General features: G+C 40.1%; 14 protein-coding genes and 3 tRNA genes. 8 read left to right on the forward strand and 9 right to left on the reverse strand.

Annotated elements, in window-relative coordinates:
* The first annotated feature begins 138 nt into the window (after positions 1–138).
* Positions 139–2,697 carry a penicillin-binding protein PBP1a gene (gene ponA / locus HMPREF0014_RS19660; RefSeq protein WP_006581059.1) on the forward strand — a complete coding sequence of 853 codons (2,559 nt, stop codon included), beginning with the start codon at positions 139–141 and terminating at the stop codon, positions 2,695–2,697.
* Positions 2,698–2,715: 18 nt separating this feature from the next.
* On the opposite strand, the gene HMPREF0014_RS19665 is transcribed toward ponA, so the two are convergent.
* The 9 genes from HMPREF0014_RS19665 to HMPREF0014_RS19705 all read right to left on the reverse strand — a co-directional run bounded on the left by HMPREF0014_RS19665 (position 2,716) and on the right by HMPREF0014_RS19705 (position 12,289).
* Positions 2,716–3,540 carry a putative RNA methyltransferase gene (locus HMPREF0014_RS19665; RefSeq protein ID WP_006581058.1) on the reverse strand — a complete coding sequence of 275 codons (825 nt, stop codon included), beginning with the start codon at positions 3,538–3,540 and terminating at the stop codon, positions 2,716–2,718.
* Positions 3,541–3,542: 2 nt separating this feature from the next.
* Positions 3,543–3,875, reverse strand: coding sequence for a hypothetical protein (locus tag HMPREF0014_RS19670; RefSeq protein ID WP_006581057.1), 333 nt, complete (start codon positions 3,873–3,875; stop codon positions 3,543–3,545).
* A 60-nt stretch (positions 3,876–3,935) separates the two neighbouring features.
* Entirely contained in the window at positions 3,936–5,054 is a 1,119-nt protein-coding gene (gene mraY / locus HMPREF0014_RS19675; protein ID WP_002051726.1) for a phospho-N-acetylmuramoyl-pentapeptide-transferase, read from the reverse strand.
* Positions 5,055–6,455, reverse strand: coding sequence for a UDP-N-acetylmuramoyl-tripeptide--D-alanyl-D-alanine ligase (gene murF / locus HMPREF0014_RS19680; RefSeq protein WP_006581056.1), 1,401 nt, complete (start codon positions 6,453–6,455; stop codon positions 5,055–5,057).
* 8 nt (positions 6,456–6,463) lie between these two features.
* Positions 6,464–7,963 (reverse strand): UDP-N-acetylmuramoyl-L-alanyl-D-glutamate--2,6-diaminopimelate ligase, encoded by a 1,500-nt coding sequence (locus HMPREF0014_RS19685; protein ID WP_006581055.1) that lies wholly within the window; start codon positions 7,961–7,963, stop codon positions 6,464–6,466.
* A 3-nt stretch (positions 7,964–7,966) separates the two neighbouring features.
* Positions 7,967–9,799: a penicillin-binding protein PBP3 gene (ftsI, locus tag HMPREF0014_RS19690; RefSeq protein WP_002051677.1), complete on the reverse strand. Its 1,833-nt coding sequence runs from the start codon at positions 9,797–9,799 to the stop codon at positions 7,967–7,969.
* A gap of 11 nt (positions 9,800–9,810) precedes the next feature.
* Entirely contained in the window at positions 9,811–10,143 is a 333-nt protein-coding gene (locus tag HMPREF0014_RS19695) for a cell division protein FtsL (protein WP_002051754.1), read from the reverse strand.
* The gene (rsmH, locus tag HMPREF0014_RS19700) at positions 10,143–11,066 is read right to left on the reverse strand and encodes a 16S rRNA (cytosine(1402)-N(4))-methyltransferase RsmH (protein WP_004711646.1); all 924 of its coding nucleotides are present in this window, start codon (positions 11,064–11,066) and stop codon (positions 10,143–10,145) included. The genes HMPREF0014_RS19695 and rsmH overlap by 1 nt, the downstream gene beginning before the upstream one ends.
* 221 nt (positions 11,067–11,287) lie before the next feature.
* Positions 11,288–12,289 carry a sulfate ABC transporter substrate-binding protein gene (locus HMPREF0014_RS19705; protein ID WP_004711643.1) on the reverse strand — a complete coding sequence of 334 codons (1,002 nt, stop codon included), beginning with the start codon at positions 12,287–12,289 and terminating at the stop codon, positions 11,288–11,290.
* Positions 12,290–12,689: 400 nt separating this feature from the next.
* Between HMPREF0014_RS19705 and HMPREF0014_RS19710 the strand changes: the two genes are divergently transcribed.
* The 7 genes from HMPREF0014_RS19710 (at position 12,690) to HMPREF0014_RS19740 (ending at position 17,610) form a co-directional block, all read left to right on the forward strand.
* A complete protein-coding gene (locus HMPREF0014_RS19710; protein ID WP_002051642.1) occupies positions 12,690–12,989 on the forward strand; it encodes a hypothetical protein in 300 nt (99 codons plus the stop codon).
* Positions 12,990–13,106: 117 nt separating this feature from the next.
* A complete protein-coding gene (gene gltX, locus HMPREF0014_RS19715) occupies positions 13,107–14,615 on the forward strand; it encodes a glutamate--tRNA ligase (protein ID WP_002051704.1) in 1,509 nt (502 codons plus the stop codon).
* A gap of 57 nt (positions 14,616–14,672) precedes the next feature.
* Positions 14,673–14,748: transfer RNA gene (locus HMPREF0014_RS19720), tRNA-Ala, on the forward strand.
* A gap of 25 nt (positions 14,749–14,773) precedes the next feature.
* A tRNA-Glu gene (locus tag HMPREF0014_RS19725) sits at positions 14,774–14,849 on the forward strand.
* A 131-nt stretch (positions 14,850–14,980) separates the two neighbouring features.
* Positions 14,981–16,399, forward strand: coding sequence for an amino acid permease (locus HMPREF0014_RS19730; RefSeq protein ID WP_004711637.1), 1,419 nt, complete (start codon positions 14,981–14,983; stop codon positions 16,397–16,399).
* 116 nt (positions 16,400–16,515) lie between these two features.
* Positions 16,516–17,400, forward strand: coding sequence for a hypothetical protein (locus tag HMPREF0014_RS19735; RefSeq protein ID WP_004711635.1), 885 nt, complete (start codon positions 16,516–16,518; stop codon positions 17,398–17,400).
* Positions 17,401–17,534: 134 nt separating this feature from the next.
* Positions 17,535–17,610: transfer RNA gene (locus HMPREF0014_RS19740), tRNA-Glu, on the forward strand.
* The last annotated feature ends 1 nt before the right edge of the window (position 17,611 follow it).

A 17,611-nucleotide genomic window follows, 5' to 3' on the forward strand; every position in this document is an offset into this window, starting at 1 on the left:
TCCCCAAAAAAAATTACAAACCAATAATCTCGGTCTTTATTTTTACACGGATACAATATCTCATCTAACAATCCGCATGTCTAAAGGCTATACTGACCACAATTAGTTTGTATTCGATCTTATTAAAGCTTACTTATCATGAAAAAGCTATCCAGTTTGGGCTTCGTGCGTCCAATTTTTTTGATCATTATTATTATCTTAGTCTCACTTCCGATGGGATTTTATGGCATGTATCTCTATATTGCCCCAACCCTCCCGGAAATGAGTTCACTAAAAAAAGCACCGCTTTTAAAGCCCTTGCAAGTCTATACAGCCGACAATCAACTTATTGCTGAGTACGGTGGTAAACTTTCTATTCCTGTTGAATACAAACAAATTCCTCCTACGTTTATTCATGCATTCCTAGCAGCAGAAGATTCTTCTTTCTTCGAACACAGCGGCATTAGCTTTAAAGGTTTAGGCCGTGCTTTAAGTGAAAGTGTGACTGGGTCTGATGTGCAAACAGGTGGTTCTACCATCACAATGCAGGTTGCAAAAAACTATTATTTAAGCCCAGAAAGAACTTTAAAACGCAAACTAACTGAAATCTTTTTGGCCCGAAAAATTGAACAAAACTTATCTAAAGAAGACATATTAAGTCTTTATGTGAATAAGATTTTCTTGGGTAAAAATGCTTACGGTATCGCAGCTGCTGCAAAAATTTACTATAACAAGAGTATTAATGAGCTCAGCATTGCTCAAATGGCTATGATTTCTGGCTTACCGAAAGCACCGTCTAAATACAACCCAGTGGTTAACCCAGAACGGGCACTTGAACGCCGCAACTGGATTTTAGGCCGTATGTTGCAGCTCGGTTATATTTCTCAAGCAGAGTATCAAAAGGCAGTTGCAGAGCCGATCAACTTGAATATGCCCAACCGCGACCTAAATAATATTCACCCATATGCAGGTGAAATGGTCCGCTCAGAGCTTGTAAAACACTTTGGTGAACAAGCAATTGACTCAGGCTATAAGGTTTACACGACCATTAACGCCCAACGTCAGGCTATTGCAGAAAAATCTGTACAAGATGGTTTAGAGGCTTATGACCGTCGTCATGGCTGGCGTGGAGCAGAAGCACATGACAAACCATTAAGCCAATTTAGAGCTTATGCCAATACCTACCCTGCAGAAGTGACTAAAGTAAATAACAACTCTTTTGAAGCGTTAATGCAAGATGGCTCAACAGTCACTGTGCAATGGTCTGGCATGTCTTGGGCCCGCCCCTATCGCAATGCAAATAGCGTAGGTGGAGCACCTTCACGTGCATCTCAGATTGTTAAGGTTAAGGATATTGTTCGTTTACGTCCAAATGAAGCTAAAACTGCATGGTCGTTAGTTCAAGTACCTAAAGTTCAAGGTCAGCTTATCGCAATTAATCCAAATGATGGCTCCATTGAAGCAATTGTTGGTGGTTATAATTTCTATCAATCAAAATTTAACCGTGCTTTACAAGGCTGGCGTCAGCCGGGTTCGACCATCAAACCATTCCTTTATGCTTTAGCATTAGAACGTGGCATGACACCTTATAGCATGGTCAACGATAGCCCGATTACCATTGGCAAGTGGACACCAAAGAACTCTGATGGCCGTTACCTAGGTATGATCCCATTACGCCGAGCTTTGTATTTGTCTCGTAATACCGTCTCTGTAAGACTTTTACAAACTGTAGGGATTGAACGTACTCGTCAGTTATTCATGGATTTTGGTTTACAAGAAGATCAGATTCCACGTAACTACACGATTGCTTTAGGTACACCTCAAGTATTGCCAATTCAAATGGCAACAGGTTATGCAACGTTTGCAAACGGTGGCTACCGTGTCCAACCACATTTCATTCAACGTATTGAAGATGCATACGGTAAAGTGATTTACGAAGCTAAGCCAGAATATGCATGTATTCCATGTATTAATTCACCTGAAACAACTGAAGATGCACAGGCAACTACACCAGATGATCAAGTTGTTGAAGTGACCAATAAAGAGTTGGAACAGAAAGAAAAGGCGGCCAAACAGCTCAACCTAAAACAAACTGATAAGAATAATAGTCAATATCGTAAAGCTCAGCGTATTTTAAAATCAAGCTCTGCTTATGATATGGCAAATATCTTACGTGATGTAATTGAGCATGGTACAGGTCGTGCTGCACTTAAAATTGGCCGTAGTGACTTGGGTGGTAAAACAGGTACAACGAACGACGCAAAAGATGCATGGTTTGCAGGTTTCAACGGCAAGTTAGTCGCAATTACATGGGTCGGCTTTGACCAACCAACAACACTTGGCCGTCGTGAGTATGGTGGTATTGCCGCATTACCAATCTGGATTAACTTTATGGATCAATCTCTAAAAGGTACTCCAGCTTCTTGGGTTCGTTTAGAAAAAGATGCTCAAGCACCTATTTCTCGTGACAAACAAGCTGTCGTTACAGAAATAGGCGATAAGAAAACATATCGTGCTGCACCACCATTAGCACGTCCACTCTATCGTCCTGCACCACCGCAACCGAAAGCTAACACCAATAATGACTTTGATGACCTACCTGGTGAGGAAATTGTAATTCCATCTAAGGCAGCACCTCCAGCAATGAAGCCTTCACAAGGAACAGCGCCGAAGCGTGACAAAGATGAGTTAGAAAACTTGATTAACCAAATTGAGTAAAAATAAAAAAAGCCATCGTTAGATGGCTTTTTTATTACGCTTTTGAAAAAGATAGATTTGAAAAGATGCAGTCACTTTCAGGTGTGATTGCTGTTCTAATTGCATCCGGCGCTCAGGAGACGCCTTATACGCATAAGGCGTCATAGCGATCAGATTCTTTAAAGCTTCTTGGTCAAGTAATAAAGGAGCATCTATAACTTGCTGTTCTTTCAACTCAAATAAATCTTGCAGTTGTTCAACAAACTTTTGCGGCGTGTGCGGATTAACCTGCTCAAATAGCGCTTCACGCATCGCATACAGATGATCGGTTGCAGGAGTCACAACAATTAAATACCCATCATCTTTTAAAATACGTAAAATTTCTGCTTGTGGAATCGGGCTAAAAAGACTCGTACACACATCTATACTTTGATCAATTACAGGTAAAGTTGCTCCTGTACCGACAACCCAAGTCACGTTGGCATTTAACTTTGCAGCACGTTGTACCGCATTTTTTGCAATATCTACACCTATACATTGCTCAACAACCTGTTGCATCGCACTAGTGTAATATCCCTCACCACAGCCAATATCAAGTACAGCTTTAGCTTTAAGATGCTTTAGCAAATGAACTACTGCTTGCTGTAAAGGCTGATAATAGCCACCCTGTAAAAAGGCACGGCGTGCATCTACAGACTCAGGAGTATCCCCGGGATTTTTACTGTGTTTATGCTGTACGACATGTAAGTTCACATAACCTTGCTTTGCAATGTCATAGCTATGACCCTGTTCACACCGCCATGTTTTGTTTACCAGCTCAAGTCGCTGACGACATACGGGGCACATTAAATTTTGCGTAGTCACGTTTAATTATTCTCTTGTTCTTTTTGTTGCAAATAAGCCTTAGCGTGCATTCCAACAAATGTGCGGCCTGCATTTGTTCCAGAAACCCATTCATCTACTTCAAACAAATCAAACAATCCCACTTTAATTAAAGTTGGAATTGCGATCTTCAACTCTTCTTCAATTTGCCCTCTTTGTCCCGCATTATAGAGTTCAATATTATGCAGCATTGTCGCGACAGTTCCCGTTTGTACCTGACTACCATCTTTAAGTACAACTTGAGGTAATACTTCCCCATCACTAACCACTTTTTGGTTAATTACAGATAATTGGTCTAGCCCAATAACCTTTGTCATTTACCTCTCCAATAAAAAAAGCCAGTAGAAACTGGCTTTATATTGACACCAAAATAAGTTCTAGCGCAATTTTAAGGTCATTAGGCCTAAAACAACTAGCATAATCGTAATAATCCAGAATCGAATTACAACTTGAGTTTCTTTCCAGCCTTGTTTTTCATAGTGATGGTGTAAAGGTGCCATCAAGAATACGCGCTTATTTCGCATTCGCAACGACCCGATTTGCAGGAATACTGATACAGCCTCCATCACAAAAACACCGCCCATAATCGCAAATACGATCTCTTGGCGTACCATCACGGCAATTGTTCCAAGCATTGCGCCTAGAGCTAAAGCACCCACATCACCCATAAAGACTTGTGCTGGATGTGCGTTATACCAAAGGAATGCCAAGCCTGCACCAATCATCGCAGAACAGATCACCACAAGCTCAGAGGTATATTTCACATATGGAATATGTAAATAGTTAGCGAAACGGATGTCACCAGATAAATAAGCAAATACACCTAAACCTGAAGCCACCATAACCACCGGCATAATAGCTAAACCATCTAAACCGTCAGTTAAGTTAACCGCATTAGAAGCACCATTAATTACTAAATAGGTGAATACAATAAATGCCAAACCTAACGGAACAATAGAAAGTGGAATTGAAAGATTCTTGAAGAAAGGAATCAATAAATCCAGCATATTTGCTGTGTATTCTGAATTAGATTGTTCAGTTGCAATTAAATATAACGCAATACCAGCACCAAGTGAGGCAATAGAAGTCCAGAAGAATTTCTTACGTGCAGGTAAGCCCGCATTATCTTTATAGCGAATCTTAATCCAGTCATCTGCCCAGCCAACCGCACCGAACACAACCATTACACCAAGTACAATCCAAACATAAGGGTTAGATAAATCAGCCCACAATAAAGTACTAATACCAATTGAGAGTAGAATTAAAATCCCTCCCATGGTCGGTGTACCCATTTTTTTGGCATGATTTTCAGGAGCAAATGAACTTACTGCCTGACCGTATTTTAACGCTTGTAATTTACGAATCATGATTGGTCCGAGAACCAAACCAATGGTCAGTGACGTTAATACACTGAGTAAAGAACGTAATGTTAAATAACGAACAACCTGAAACGAACTGTGATAGCCCGCAAGTTGTTCAAACAACCATAACAGCATTTAAAGTTTCTCCATCAAATCAGCCATCAACGTTTCCATATGAGTAAAGCGAGAACCTTTAAACAGGAAACTCATGGACTGGGGTTGATGTGTTTGGATTAGATTGATTAAAAATGGAAGCGCCTCAGCTTGAGTCTGAAATGCTTTCAATTTAGTAGAATGAAGGCCCGCACCTTCGAGAGCTGCTGAGGCAAACTGCCCAACTGCAATAATATGATCTAAAGGAAGCTGAGCGAGATCGCGACCTAAATCATGATGTTCTTGCCAACTACTATCGCCAAGTTCCCCAATATCCCCCATCACCATGACTTTAATGCCATTTTGTTGAAGTAATACTTGTGCCGCAGCTCGCATAGATGTTGGATTAGCGTTATAAGTATCATCAATAAATAAATGAGGCGCTTTTTGAATAAAGTTCAAACGGCCTTTCGCACCTTGTGCTTGCTCTAATCCTTTTACAATATCGTCTAGGCTAACACCTAATGCCAAAGCAAATGCTACTGCAGCAGTTGCATTTTGCACATTATGCTCACCTGCAAATGGCAGCCTTACAAAACTTGAACCTTGAGGTGTATGTAACTGGAAATTGGCAGATTGTGGCAACAATTCAATCTCTGTAGCAAAGACATCACCACCAGTACCAAAACTCATAATGTGATGACTTTTTGCTGCTTCACGAATCTCGGTAGTAAAGTCATCTTGTTGCGGAACAATAGCAACGCCCTGAGGTAGAATATGACGATAAATTTCTGATTTAGCACGGCAAATACCATCGCGACCACCGAACTCACCTAAGTGAGCAGTCCCAATATTTAAAATGCCAGCGACATGCGGTTGAACAAGTTTTGATGTGTAATCAATTTCACCTTGATGATTTGCCCCAAGTTCCATCACTGCATATTGATGTTCCTTGCGAAGCTCAAGAAGCATCATCGGCACACCAAGGTCATTATTCAAATTGCCTCGGGTAATCAATGTAGGGGCTAAACGAGATAAGATGCTTCCTAGCATTTCTTTAGTGGTGGTTTTACCGCTACTTCCCGTTAAAGCAATAACTTTCAATTGAGCATTTTGTTCACGGCGATACGCACCAAGTTGCCCTAAAGCCAAGCGAGTATCAGCAACTACAAGCTGAGCAATGTTGGCATCTATAGGTTGCTCAACAATAGCGACTTGGCAACCATTTGCAGCGACTTGCGCGACAAAATCATGCGCATCGAAACGTTCACCTTTTAATGCTAAAAAGGCATCCCCACTTTCTGCATGACGCGAGTCAGTCAAAATACGTTTAATTTCAGTTTGAGGGATCTGGTCTTTATGCCAGTAACCCTGTGTTGCCTGTTGTAATTGTTGAGCTGTCCACGGTTCCAAAGGCACGGTACTGGTGGTTGAAGTATGCATAATTTTTCCTATTGTGCAGGGTAAGCAGCATCTACCGTATGATGTTGTGCATCAATCGCAGAACGCACTTCAACCACATCATCAAACCAGTGACGCACACCATTAATTTCTTGATAATTTTCATGACCTTTTCCGGCAATCACCACAATGTCACCAGCTTGAGCCTGCTGCGTAACAAATTTAATTGCTTCACGACGGTCATGAATTTCATGCATACGATGCCCTGAAAAATCTATTCCTTGCTTCATATCAGCAAAGATTTGTTCGGGGTCTTCTGTTCTTGGGTTATCTGAAGTCAAAATAACCGGATTTGCACCATCTAAAGCTGCTTGAGTCATGAGTGGGCGCTTACCACGGTCACGGTCACCACCACATCCAAATACAGCCCAAAGCTGATTCGAAACGTGACGTTTTAATGTTTTAAGCACTTGAATCAATGCATCGGGTGTATGCGCATAATCCACCACAAAAAGTCGCTCATCATCACGAATGACCTGCATTCGGCCTGGTGCGCCAATCAGTTTAGGAACAAAATTAACTAATGCTTGTAAATCGAAACCAGCTTGCTCAGCAGCGATCAGCGCCGCAATCAAGTTTTCAACATTAAAATGACCTAATAATGGACTTTCTACAGCAAATGAACCTTGCTGCCCCACTAAATTAAAGGTTGCACCCGCCAAGCTATAGCTTAAATCGGTAATATAATAATCGGCCGTATTTTGAGTAAGCGAATAAGTCAAAATTTTAGGTTGCGCTGGATTATTCTTCGCCGATTTAATCATTAAATCTGCATGTGCATCATCTAGATTAATCACAGCAACTTTTAACGAATTAAACTTGAATAAACGAGCCTTTGCTTCTGCATAAGCTTCTAGCGTGCCATGATAATCGAGGTGATCACGACTTAAGTTACTATAAACAGCAATTTCAATATCACAACCATTTAATCGGCCCTGCTCAAGACCATGCGAACTCGCTTCTAAAGAAGCAAAAGTTGCGCCGTGCTTAGCATAAGCATGTAATTCATTTTGTAACTGCAAAGCATCAAGAGTAGTATGTGTAGAAGGCGTTAAGTCCGGCAAAATACCATTACCAGTCGTTCCCATCACCGCACAGCGCTGCTGTTGCGAACTAATTAACTCAGCAATTAGGCGAGAAATAGTCGTTTTACCATTCGTACCTGTTACAGCAATAATCCGTAATGGTTTAACCGTATCAGTTTGTTGTAAATAACGTTTTTGCCACTCACCCATACGCTGACGCACATCAGAACATACCCACTCATTCGCGACACCTAATTCGGTTTCACTAATTACAGCAAGTGCCCCATTTGTTAAAGCTGCTTCAGCAAATGTGCGTGTTTTTTCAGGTTGGCTATAACTGGTCAAGGCAATAAAAATTTGGCCAGCTTCTACTTTACGACTATCTAAATTAAAGCCATGAAATGGCTGTTGAGGCCATTGTGCATCAATCTCAATTGGATTAATTTCTTGAAAAGAAACAGTCATAGCTTACCTGCGAATAGGATTTTGTGGAGTGTTAAGTGGCTTATCAAGCGGCACGTTCATTAAACGTAGTGACTCTTGCATAATACGAGCGAAAACTGGGGCAGCAACCAAACCACCGTAGTAACGACCTTGTGGATTTTCCACAACCACAATAACAGCTAAACGCGGATCACTAATTGGTGCAACGCCGGCAAATAAAGCACGATATTCACTATTTGAATAGCCTTTACCATCAGCACGCAATTTATGAGCAGTACCTGTTTTACCGCCTACTCGATAGCCTGGAATATTGGCTTGTGTTGCTGTACCGCCCGGCATAGTCACTTGCTCAAGCATTAACAAGACTTGATCAGCAATTTTTGGGTTAAGAACTTGCTCCCCTTTAGGTGCCTGATCTAATTTATGCAAGCTTAATGGCATTTTGACGCCATGATTTGCAAGCATGGCATAGCCTTGTGCCAGCTGAAGAATAGTTGCGTTTAGACCATAACCATAAGCCATGGTACCAATTTGAGAAGAGTTTAATTTATTTACAGGAAGTACTAAACCAGAACTTTCCCCTGGGAACTTCACAGCAGAACGCTTACCAAAACCAACACGATTAAAGAAGGTCGGTAATGTCTCTTTTGGAAGCGATAATGCAATTTTTGCAGAACCCACGTTTGAAGACTTAATAATCACACCTGTTACGGTCAAAGCCCCATAGTTATGGGTATCACGAATGGTATGCCAACCTAAACGCATTGAACCAGGAGAAGTATTTACAATCGTATTTGGTGTGTATTGACCAGTTTCTAAAGCAGCAGAAATGGTAAATGGCTTCATGGTTGAACCCGGTTCGAACATATCGATCGCACCACGGTTACGCATAGCATCTTTATTAGACAAGCCATTCTTATCATTCGGGTTATAAGATGGCCAACTGGTCATTGCCAAAATCTCACCCGTTTTAACATCAACCGCAATAGCCGTTGCTGAACGTGCATTATTCGCAACACCCGCTGCGGTCAATTCGCGATACATAATGTACTGTAAACGAGAGTCGATACTTAAAGTGATATTCTCACCCGGCTCGCCCTCACGAATCACCTCAGAAACTTTTAAACGATTACCACGCTTATCACGAATAATTTTTTGTTCGCCATCTACTCCAGAAAGCTGCTTATTCAACTGCATTTCCAGGCCTTCAACACCTTGACCCTCACTATTAGTCAAACCAATAATTTGGGCATTTGGTTGTGGCTGCGGATAATAGCGTTTGTAAGTTTTTTCTGCATAAACCCCTTGGAAGTTACCTTTCATAATGAGGTCAGCTTGTTGCGGTGGTACTTCTTTTTTCAAAACTAAATAACGAGAACGTGGACGCGCATTCATCTGTTTCTTAAGATCAGCACGATCAACACCGACCACATCGGCAAGCTCATCTAAGTTTAAATTTTTATCTGGTAATTGGCGTTTTAATTTACGATTTTTTGGATCTTGTTTTAGTTCAGCCGAAATTTGATCATATAAATGTTTAGTTTCAAAATAATCACGTGGGTCCATCACAATTTTCATGATTGGGCTACTGATCGCTAAAGGCACACCGTGGCGATCACTAATTACGCCACGCATAGCTTCTACACGTTCAGTACGCAAAATATTGGCATTCGCCTTATTTTGTAAAAAGTCCTTATTAATGATCTGAACATAAAATGCACGTGCAATTAATACCACAAAACACAGGAGCACCACTGCCCAGAGCAGATAAAACCGCCACATATCAAAGGCAAGACTTGGTTTTTCCGAAATAGACTGCTGTTTTTTTCGTGTTTGCTTTGTTCGCTTATCTACCATACAGCAAGGCCTTACTTATTTTGCTCTGAGGTCATCGGTAAAGAAATTACCACCGTTTCTGCAGCCGGTGGCGAAAACATTCGTAATTGTGTCACAGCACGCGTACCAATTTGAGCAGTCGCACCAAATGTTTGTTGCTCAATCAATAAACGCCCCCATTCAGCATTGAGGTCATCACGTTCACGCATATAAGAGCTTAACTCTCTATAATCATGACGGTATTCAAACACTTGCAATACCACCATCATGGCACTGATGAAAACCAACGCCACCATGACTGTATATATCACAACTTTTTTGACCACTTTATTTTCTGTGGTTTCGATTTCATCACTGCTTTTCATTACGCGCCTTTTTGTTCCAAGCGTTCAGCAACCCGAAGCCATGCACTACGTGAACGTGGATTCGCTTTTACTTCTTCTTCACTCGCACGAACCCGTGAAATTTTCTTTAATCTTCTCGTATCAACCTGCTGTTGAGGCATCCCCCAACCAGAATCTTCTGCAAGCGTTGATTCTTTTTGAATAAACTGTTTAATCAACCTGTCTTCAAGCGAATGGAAGCTGATCACAGACAAACGTCCCTTTGGTTTAAGCAAGTCTACAGCTTGCGGTAAAAACACTTCAATATCATCTAGTTCTTTGTTAATAGCAATACGAATAGCCTGAAAAGTACGTGTCGCCGGATGCTTATGTTTTTCCCATTTTGGATGAGCTGTTTTTACAAGTTCGGCCAGTTGTGCTGTCGTATCTAATTTTCCAGCTTGTTTAATTGCTTTAGCAATACGTCGACTATATCGTTCTTCACCATATTGATAAATGATATTCGCCAACTGTTCCTCTTCAATTTCAAGTAACCATTCAGCAGCAGTCAAACCTTTAGAGTTATCCATACGCATATCTAAAGGGCCATCTTGCATAAAACTAAAGCCGCGTTCTGCCTGATCTAATTGAGGGGAAGATACGCCTAAGTCTGCCATAATTCCATCGACACTTTGCACCCCAATTTCCTGCATTTTTTCTTTTATATCAGCAAAACTTGCATGAATAATGGTAAATCTCGGGTCTTCTTGTGCTAAAGCACCTGCAACTTCCAGAGCCTGAGGATCTTTATCAAAGGCATATACTCGAGCGTTTTCATCGAGTTTCGACAATAATAAGCGTGTATGCCCACCTCGTCCAAAGGTTGCATCGATATACACCCCAGTTGTGCGATCTGCCAATAAGCTTTCAACGGTCTCAAAAAGTAAGACAGAAATATGCGACATAGGAGTTAAATCATAGCGTAAAAATGTAACTGCACATTATCACCTTGTTTACGATGAACACCAAACGGCTTTTTGTAGGAAAATATTAATTTTTCATAGAGAAAACCGTTTTCTTTGCATTTTTTAAGCAAAATAAAAAGCAAGCTCACCTTTTCAGGTTCACTTGCTTCAATATGAAAAGTTTAATTAATTTTTAAACTAGGGAGCTGCCCATATTTTATTTACTGTTTCCCATCATAAATCTGATCAAAGATGGCCCCATTGGCAAAGTGAGTTTGCTGAGCTTTTGCCCAGCCACCAAAAACGTCATTAATCGTAAATAATTTAATTTTTGGAAATTGTGCTGCATATTTAGCAGCGACTTGAGGATTACGTGGACGAAAATAATGTTTCGCAGCTAACTCTTGCCCTAATGGTGAATATAAAAAGTTGAGATAGCCTTTTGCTAAAGTACGGTTACCGTCCTTATCGACTGTTTTATCTACAATCGCAACAGAAGGCTCTGCCAAAATTGAAATTGATGGGTACACAATTTCATATTTATCTTTATCGAGACCTTTCGTTGCCAATAATGCTTCATTTTCCCAAGAAAGTAGAACATCTCCAATTCCACGCTCAGCAAATGTAGTAAGCGAACCACGGGCTCCCGAATCTAGCACCTTAACATTGTGATAAAGTTTTTTAACTAGCTCTTTTGCTTTGGCGTCATTGCCACCCGGCTGTTTTAAAGCATATCCCCACGCAGAAAGATAAATCCAGCGCGGTGCTCCACCCGTTTTCGGATTAGGTGTAATAATTTCAACACCTGGTTTAGTTAAGTCATTCCAATCACGGATATTCTTTGGATTACCTTTTCTAACCAGAAAAACCACTGTAGAGGTATAAGGCGCAGAGTTATTAGGAAACTCTTTTTGCCAGTTTGGCTGGATATATCCAGCTTTAACAATCTCATCAATATCATTTGCTAAAGCCAAGGTTACTACATCGGCTTGAAGACCAGTTGCTACAGCTCGCGCCTGTTTTCCGGAGCCCCCATGGGATTGTTTAAAATCGACATCCTGTCCGGTGCGTTGTTTCCAGAATTTTCCAAATGCCTGATTATATTCTTGATAAAATTCACGCGTTGGATCATAAGAAACATTTAAAAATGTAGTCGCAGCCTGTACTGCACTTACTGCTAACCCCATATATGTAGCGAGCGCAATTTTTACTATTCTTTTCATTTATAAATACCAATTTTACTTTTAAACTATATTACATTTTTATATTTTAATTTTTCTATCAAATACTTATAACAATTCAAGGTTTATTAATCACTTTAAACGATATCATTCACGCTTACTTTTTATTCATAATTTCGAAAAGTTTTGTAATTATTCTTATAGTTTATTTATAGTCTTCACTTTATCTACACATTAATTTGTTAAATAATGAGACGTAATGGATACAGATAGGCTACATTTGAAAGATACCAACGTAAAATAAAGGTATTTTTTGTAAAAAGTGTGACATGGTTCTACTTTTTTATTAAAATTTATGTTTGAATCGTAGCGTTACCGTAATTTTACATTTGGTTAAACTCAAAAAATAGACGAAATGTACGTACTGAGGGGATGAGTAAAAATGAAAATTAAGTATGGAAAAGCTTTGAGTTTGGGTTTGGTGCTCAGTTTTGCCTCACAATTATCAGTTGCCGCAGCACTCAAAGACACACCAACCAAAAGCGTTTCTGACCGCCAGTCTTCGCTTATTGAAAAAGCACTCGACCAGCAAAAACGCAATACTATAGCTCTACCATCTACAGATGATGAGTTAAAAGTACTTAACACTATTCGTGTAACACCTACTCAAAACTTTCTTGCAGCACAGCATGAGCGTTTCTCACGTTTTGTTCAGGCCATCTTCCAGCCACATACTTCTTAATATTTGAAACGACCCCTCATCGTTTCAACTTAAGCCCAGTCTGCCGTTAAATAAAAACGTCAGAATACTGGGCTTTTTCGTTATAATAGTTTCAATTTTTATTTTGACCCATTATCTATGAAAGTTCGTACTCGTATTGCACCTTCTCCTACTGGTTTCCCACATGTTGGTACTGCCTACATTGCTTTATTCAATATGTGTTTTGCGAAACAACATGGCGGGGAATTTATTTTAAGAATTGAAGATACCGACCAACTTCGCTCTACACCAGAATCTGAAAAAATGATTTTAGATTCTTTACGCTGGTTAGGTTTAAATTGGTCTGAAGGTCCAGATGTGGGTGGCCCACACGCGCCTTATCGCCAATCAGAGCGTATGGGAATTTATAAGCAATACGCGTTAGAACTTGTTGAAAAAGGCCATGCTTTTTACTGTTTCGCGACAGCAGAAGAACTTGATCAAATGCGTGCCGAACAGCAGGCTCGCGGTGAAACACCAAAATATGATGGCCGTGGTTTAAAGCTTTCTCAAGAAGAAGTAACTCGCCGCCTAGAAGCAGGCGAACCTCATGTCATCCGTATGAAAGTTCCAGAAGAAGGTGTATGTAAATTTAACGACTTACTCCGTGGGGAAGTAGAAATTCCTTGGGCACAAGTCGACATGCAAGTCCTTCTTAAGACTGATGGTTTACCAACTTACCATTTAGCGAATGTCGTTGATGACCATTTAATGGAAATCACTCATGTATTACGTGGTGAAGAATGGCTTCCATCTGCACCGAAGCATCAATTGCTTTACCAATACTTTGGTTGGGAAATGCCAACACTTTGCCATATGCCATTGCTACGTAATCCAGATAAATCGAAGTTATCTAAACGTAAAAATCCAACATCAATTAACTACTACCGCGATATCGGCGTCCTACCAGAAGCCTTACTCAACTATTTAGGCCGTATGGGCTGGTCAATGCCAGATGAGCGTGAAGTATTTACCCTGCAAGACATGATGGATCACTTTGATATTCAACGTGTATCTTTAGGCGGCCCAATTTTCGATGTTGAAAAACTCAATTGGTTAAATGGTCAATGGATTAAAGGTTTAACACCAGGCCAGCTACTAGACCGTTTACTTACTTGGAAGAGTGACCGCAATACATTAGAAGATATTGCTGCTGCAATTCAACCGCGTATTAATTTACTTTCTGAGGCAGTAAATTGGGCTGGTTTCTACTTTAACCATATGCCACAAATTACAGCCGAAATGTTTGAAAGTAAAAAATTGACTCAAGAACAAGTTCGCCAAAGCTTACAATTTGCTATTTGGCGTCTTGAAAGTCAGTTTACTTGGAATAATGACACGGTTAGCCAAACATTAATGGACTTGGCAAATCAAATGGGTATTAAATTACGTGATTTTATGCCTGCTTTCTTTATCGCAATTGCTGGCTCAACCAGTTCAACACCAGTGATGCAATCAATGGTTACGCTTGGTCCAGATTTAACCTTTGCTCGCTTACGACATGCATTAGAAATTGTTGGTGCCCCGAGTAAAAAAGAGGTAAAAAACTGGGAAAAGCTCAATGAAAGCTTAAAACTGCCGAAAAATGAAGCAACTAGCGAAGCTTAATTCATTTTTTTGTTGACGTGTGAGCGCATTCACCCTAATATTGCGCTCACACAAACTGGGGCCATAGCTCAGTTGGTAGAGCGCTACAATGGCATTGTAGAGGTCAGCGGTTCGATCCCGCTTGGCTCCACCAAGATCCTTTGTGTTTGCCTCATCAAGTCCCTATCGTCTAGAGGCCTAGGACATCGCCCTTTCACGGCGGTAACCGGGGTTCGAATCCCCGTAGGGACGCCATTTTCTATTTTAAAAATTCCTTTTAAAAACTCTATCGTCACCTTCCTGTCTATTCTTTGACACCTTCTTGATTGCACATTTGTCTATTTTATCTAAAATAGCGTCTTTCTTAAATTCTCTCAATGTGTAATATGCAGCCATCTGACAATCAACTAGATGCTCAGCATCAGAACAGTACTGCACCTTTAAAAAGAGCCATGAGTACTCGCCACCTTGTGATGTTATCGCTAGGCGGTGCAATCGGTACTGGTTTATTTTTGGGTTCAGGGGAAGTCATTTCACAAACTGGACCTATTGGCGCAATTATTGCCTACATTCTTGGGGGTGCAATTGCTTACATGGTTATGCTCTGTTTAGGCGAGCTGGCTGTGCACATGCCTGTTTCTGGTTCTTTTGGTGCATATGCCCAAAAATACATTAGTCCAAGTACAGGTTACATGATTTCATGGATGTATTGGCTAACATGGACAGCAACGCTAGGAACCGAGTTTACCGCCGCTGCCTTACTCATGCAGGAATGGTTTCCGCAAATTTCAATGTGGATCTGGACACTTATTTTTGCAGTGACCATTTTTGGACTAAATATTAGTTCAACTCGAGTATTTGCTGAATCTGAGTTCTGGTTAGCGCTTGTTAAGGTTGTTACCGTTATTGCCTTTATTGTGCTTGGGTTATTAGCCATTTTTGGTTTAATTCCTTTTCATGGCGCTCAAACTGCTCCTCTGTTTAGTAATTTAACAGCCCAAGGCTGGTTTCCACACGGTTTCCTTCCTATCTTTACTACCATGCTGATTGTGAATTTTGCATTCTCTGGGACAGAACTAATTGGTGTGGCTGCTGGTGAAACTAAAGATCCTGCACAAAACGTCCCTAAAGCGATTAATGCTGCAATCTGGCGCCTTCTTATTTTCTTTGTCGGCACCATTATTGTGATCAGTGCATTACTCCCTTTCCAGCTTGCAGGCTTAAGCAGTGAAAGTGTAAGTAGCAGTCCTTTCGTTACTGTATTTAATTACATTGGTATTCCATATGCAGATGATATCATTCGTTTTGTAATTATTACTGCACTGCTCTCAGCCGCCAATTCAGGTTTATATGCCGCTTCACGCATGATGTGGTCTTTATCAGAACAAAAGCTTCTTCCAAGTGTATTTGCCAAGCTTTCAAAAAGTGGGACACCTATTGTTGCTTTAGTAGTCACCATGTTTGGCGCAATCCCAGGTTTGTTATCGGAACAGTTTGCACCTGAAACCATCTTTAAAAACTTACTCGGGGTTGCAGCTTTCACCATGGTTATTGTCTGGATGAGTATCTGTTTAAGTCAGTTCAATTTCCGTAGACACTGGTACCGAGCTGGACATACGGTTAAAGATTTAAAATATGCTGCACCATTATTTCCTATTGTCCCAATTTTAGGTTTTCTATTCTGCTTTATTACCTGTTTAAGTATGGCAGCGGACCCTCAAATGCGAGCGGGTTTTGTAGGTTGCTTAATTTTTACGGCTCTTTGCTATATCAGTTATTTTATTTTTTATCGCCATAAGGCCTAAGTGCTTGTAATTAAAAAGTGTAGCAAAAAGCTACACTTTTTTTTGTTTAGATACTGGCTTTATAGAATCTACCGTTGTAGATTAAAATTTATATTAAAAACAATTCCTTGTATACAATGAAAATTATATTTATCCATGGGATGAATCAACAAAATTACACAGCACATCGTTTAAAAGAGCACTGGCTAAGAGTCTTTAAACTGGGCTTAAAACAATTGCACTGTAGAGTTAATTTAAGAGATTTACATATACACATGCCTTTTTATGGCGATTTAATGACGAAATATCAACTCTCTAATCAATTAGATTTAAACACCTTACTTCCAAAATCCTTTAACTTTCATTTGCCTATCCATTTACACTCACAAGCCAACACACCTAAGGAACATACTCCTTTTGTGCCACATCTTCCTCTTTCCCCCGATCAACCCGCAGAAAGCTTATCAGAACGTTTATATCTGACTTCACAGTTAGTAAAAGATCGCGTTCTTAAAGAAATGGTGGTTCTTTTAAATAATTTTCCTAAATTACATGAGAGCTTAATTCAACAATTCTTGATTGAAACTTACATGTACTTATCTAATCCTGATTTTATGTACGAAGTTCATCAAAGAATTTTAAAACAAATGCATGATGATGAAGATTGTATTGTAGTTGCTCACTCTTTAGGTTCCGTGATCGCATTTCACTTGTTATCAGACCCGGCTTATCACTTTTCAGTACAACGCTTTGTTACCTTAGCTTCGCCACTTTCTTTTCGGGTGATCCAAAGTAAACTCCCTATTCCGATTGAACGACCAAAATGCCTCAATGGCGATTGGTATAATTTCTACTCAAAAGATGATTTTTTAACAGCTTTCCCATTAAGTGAAGCACCTTTTAATTTCACTCCACCAATTATCAATCAAGAAATTTTTACTTTTGCGAACCAACCCCATGAAATTGTAGGGTACTTACAACACCATGCAGTCATCAAAGCAATTATTGAACCTTTTCAATAAAAATTAGCCATAAATGCCTATATTTTCTACAATTTGAGTTATTTTTAAGCGCTTGAATGTTTTTTTTAATATTTCTTTAGAAAACTATTTGACACTTTTATTAAATCGACCTAATATACGCCCACCTCTGAAACGTCCCTATCGTCTAGAGGCCTAGGACATCGCCCTTTCACGGCGGTAACCGGGGTTCGAATCCCCGTAGGGACGCCAA

Source organism: Acinetobacter sp. RUH 2624, assembly GCF_000162375.2.
GTDB lineage: Bacteria > Pseudomonadota > Gammaproteobacteria > Pseudomonadales > Moraxellaceae > Acinetobacter > Acinetobacter nosocomialis.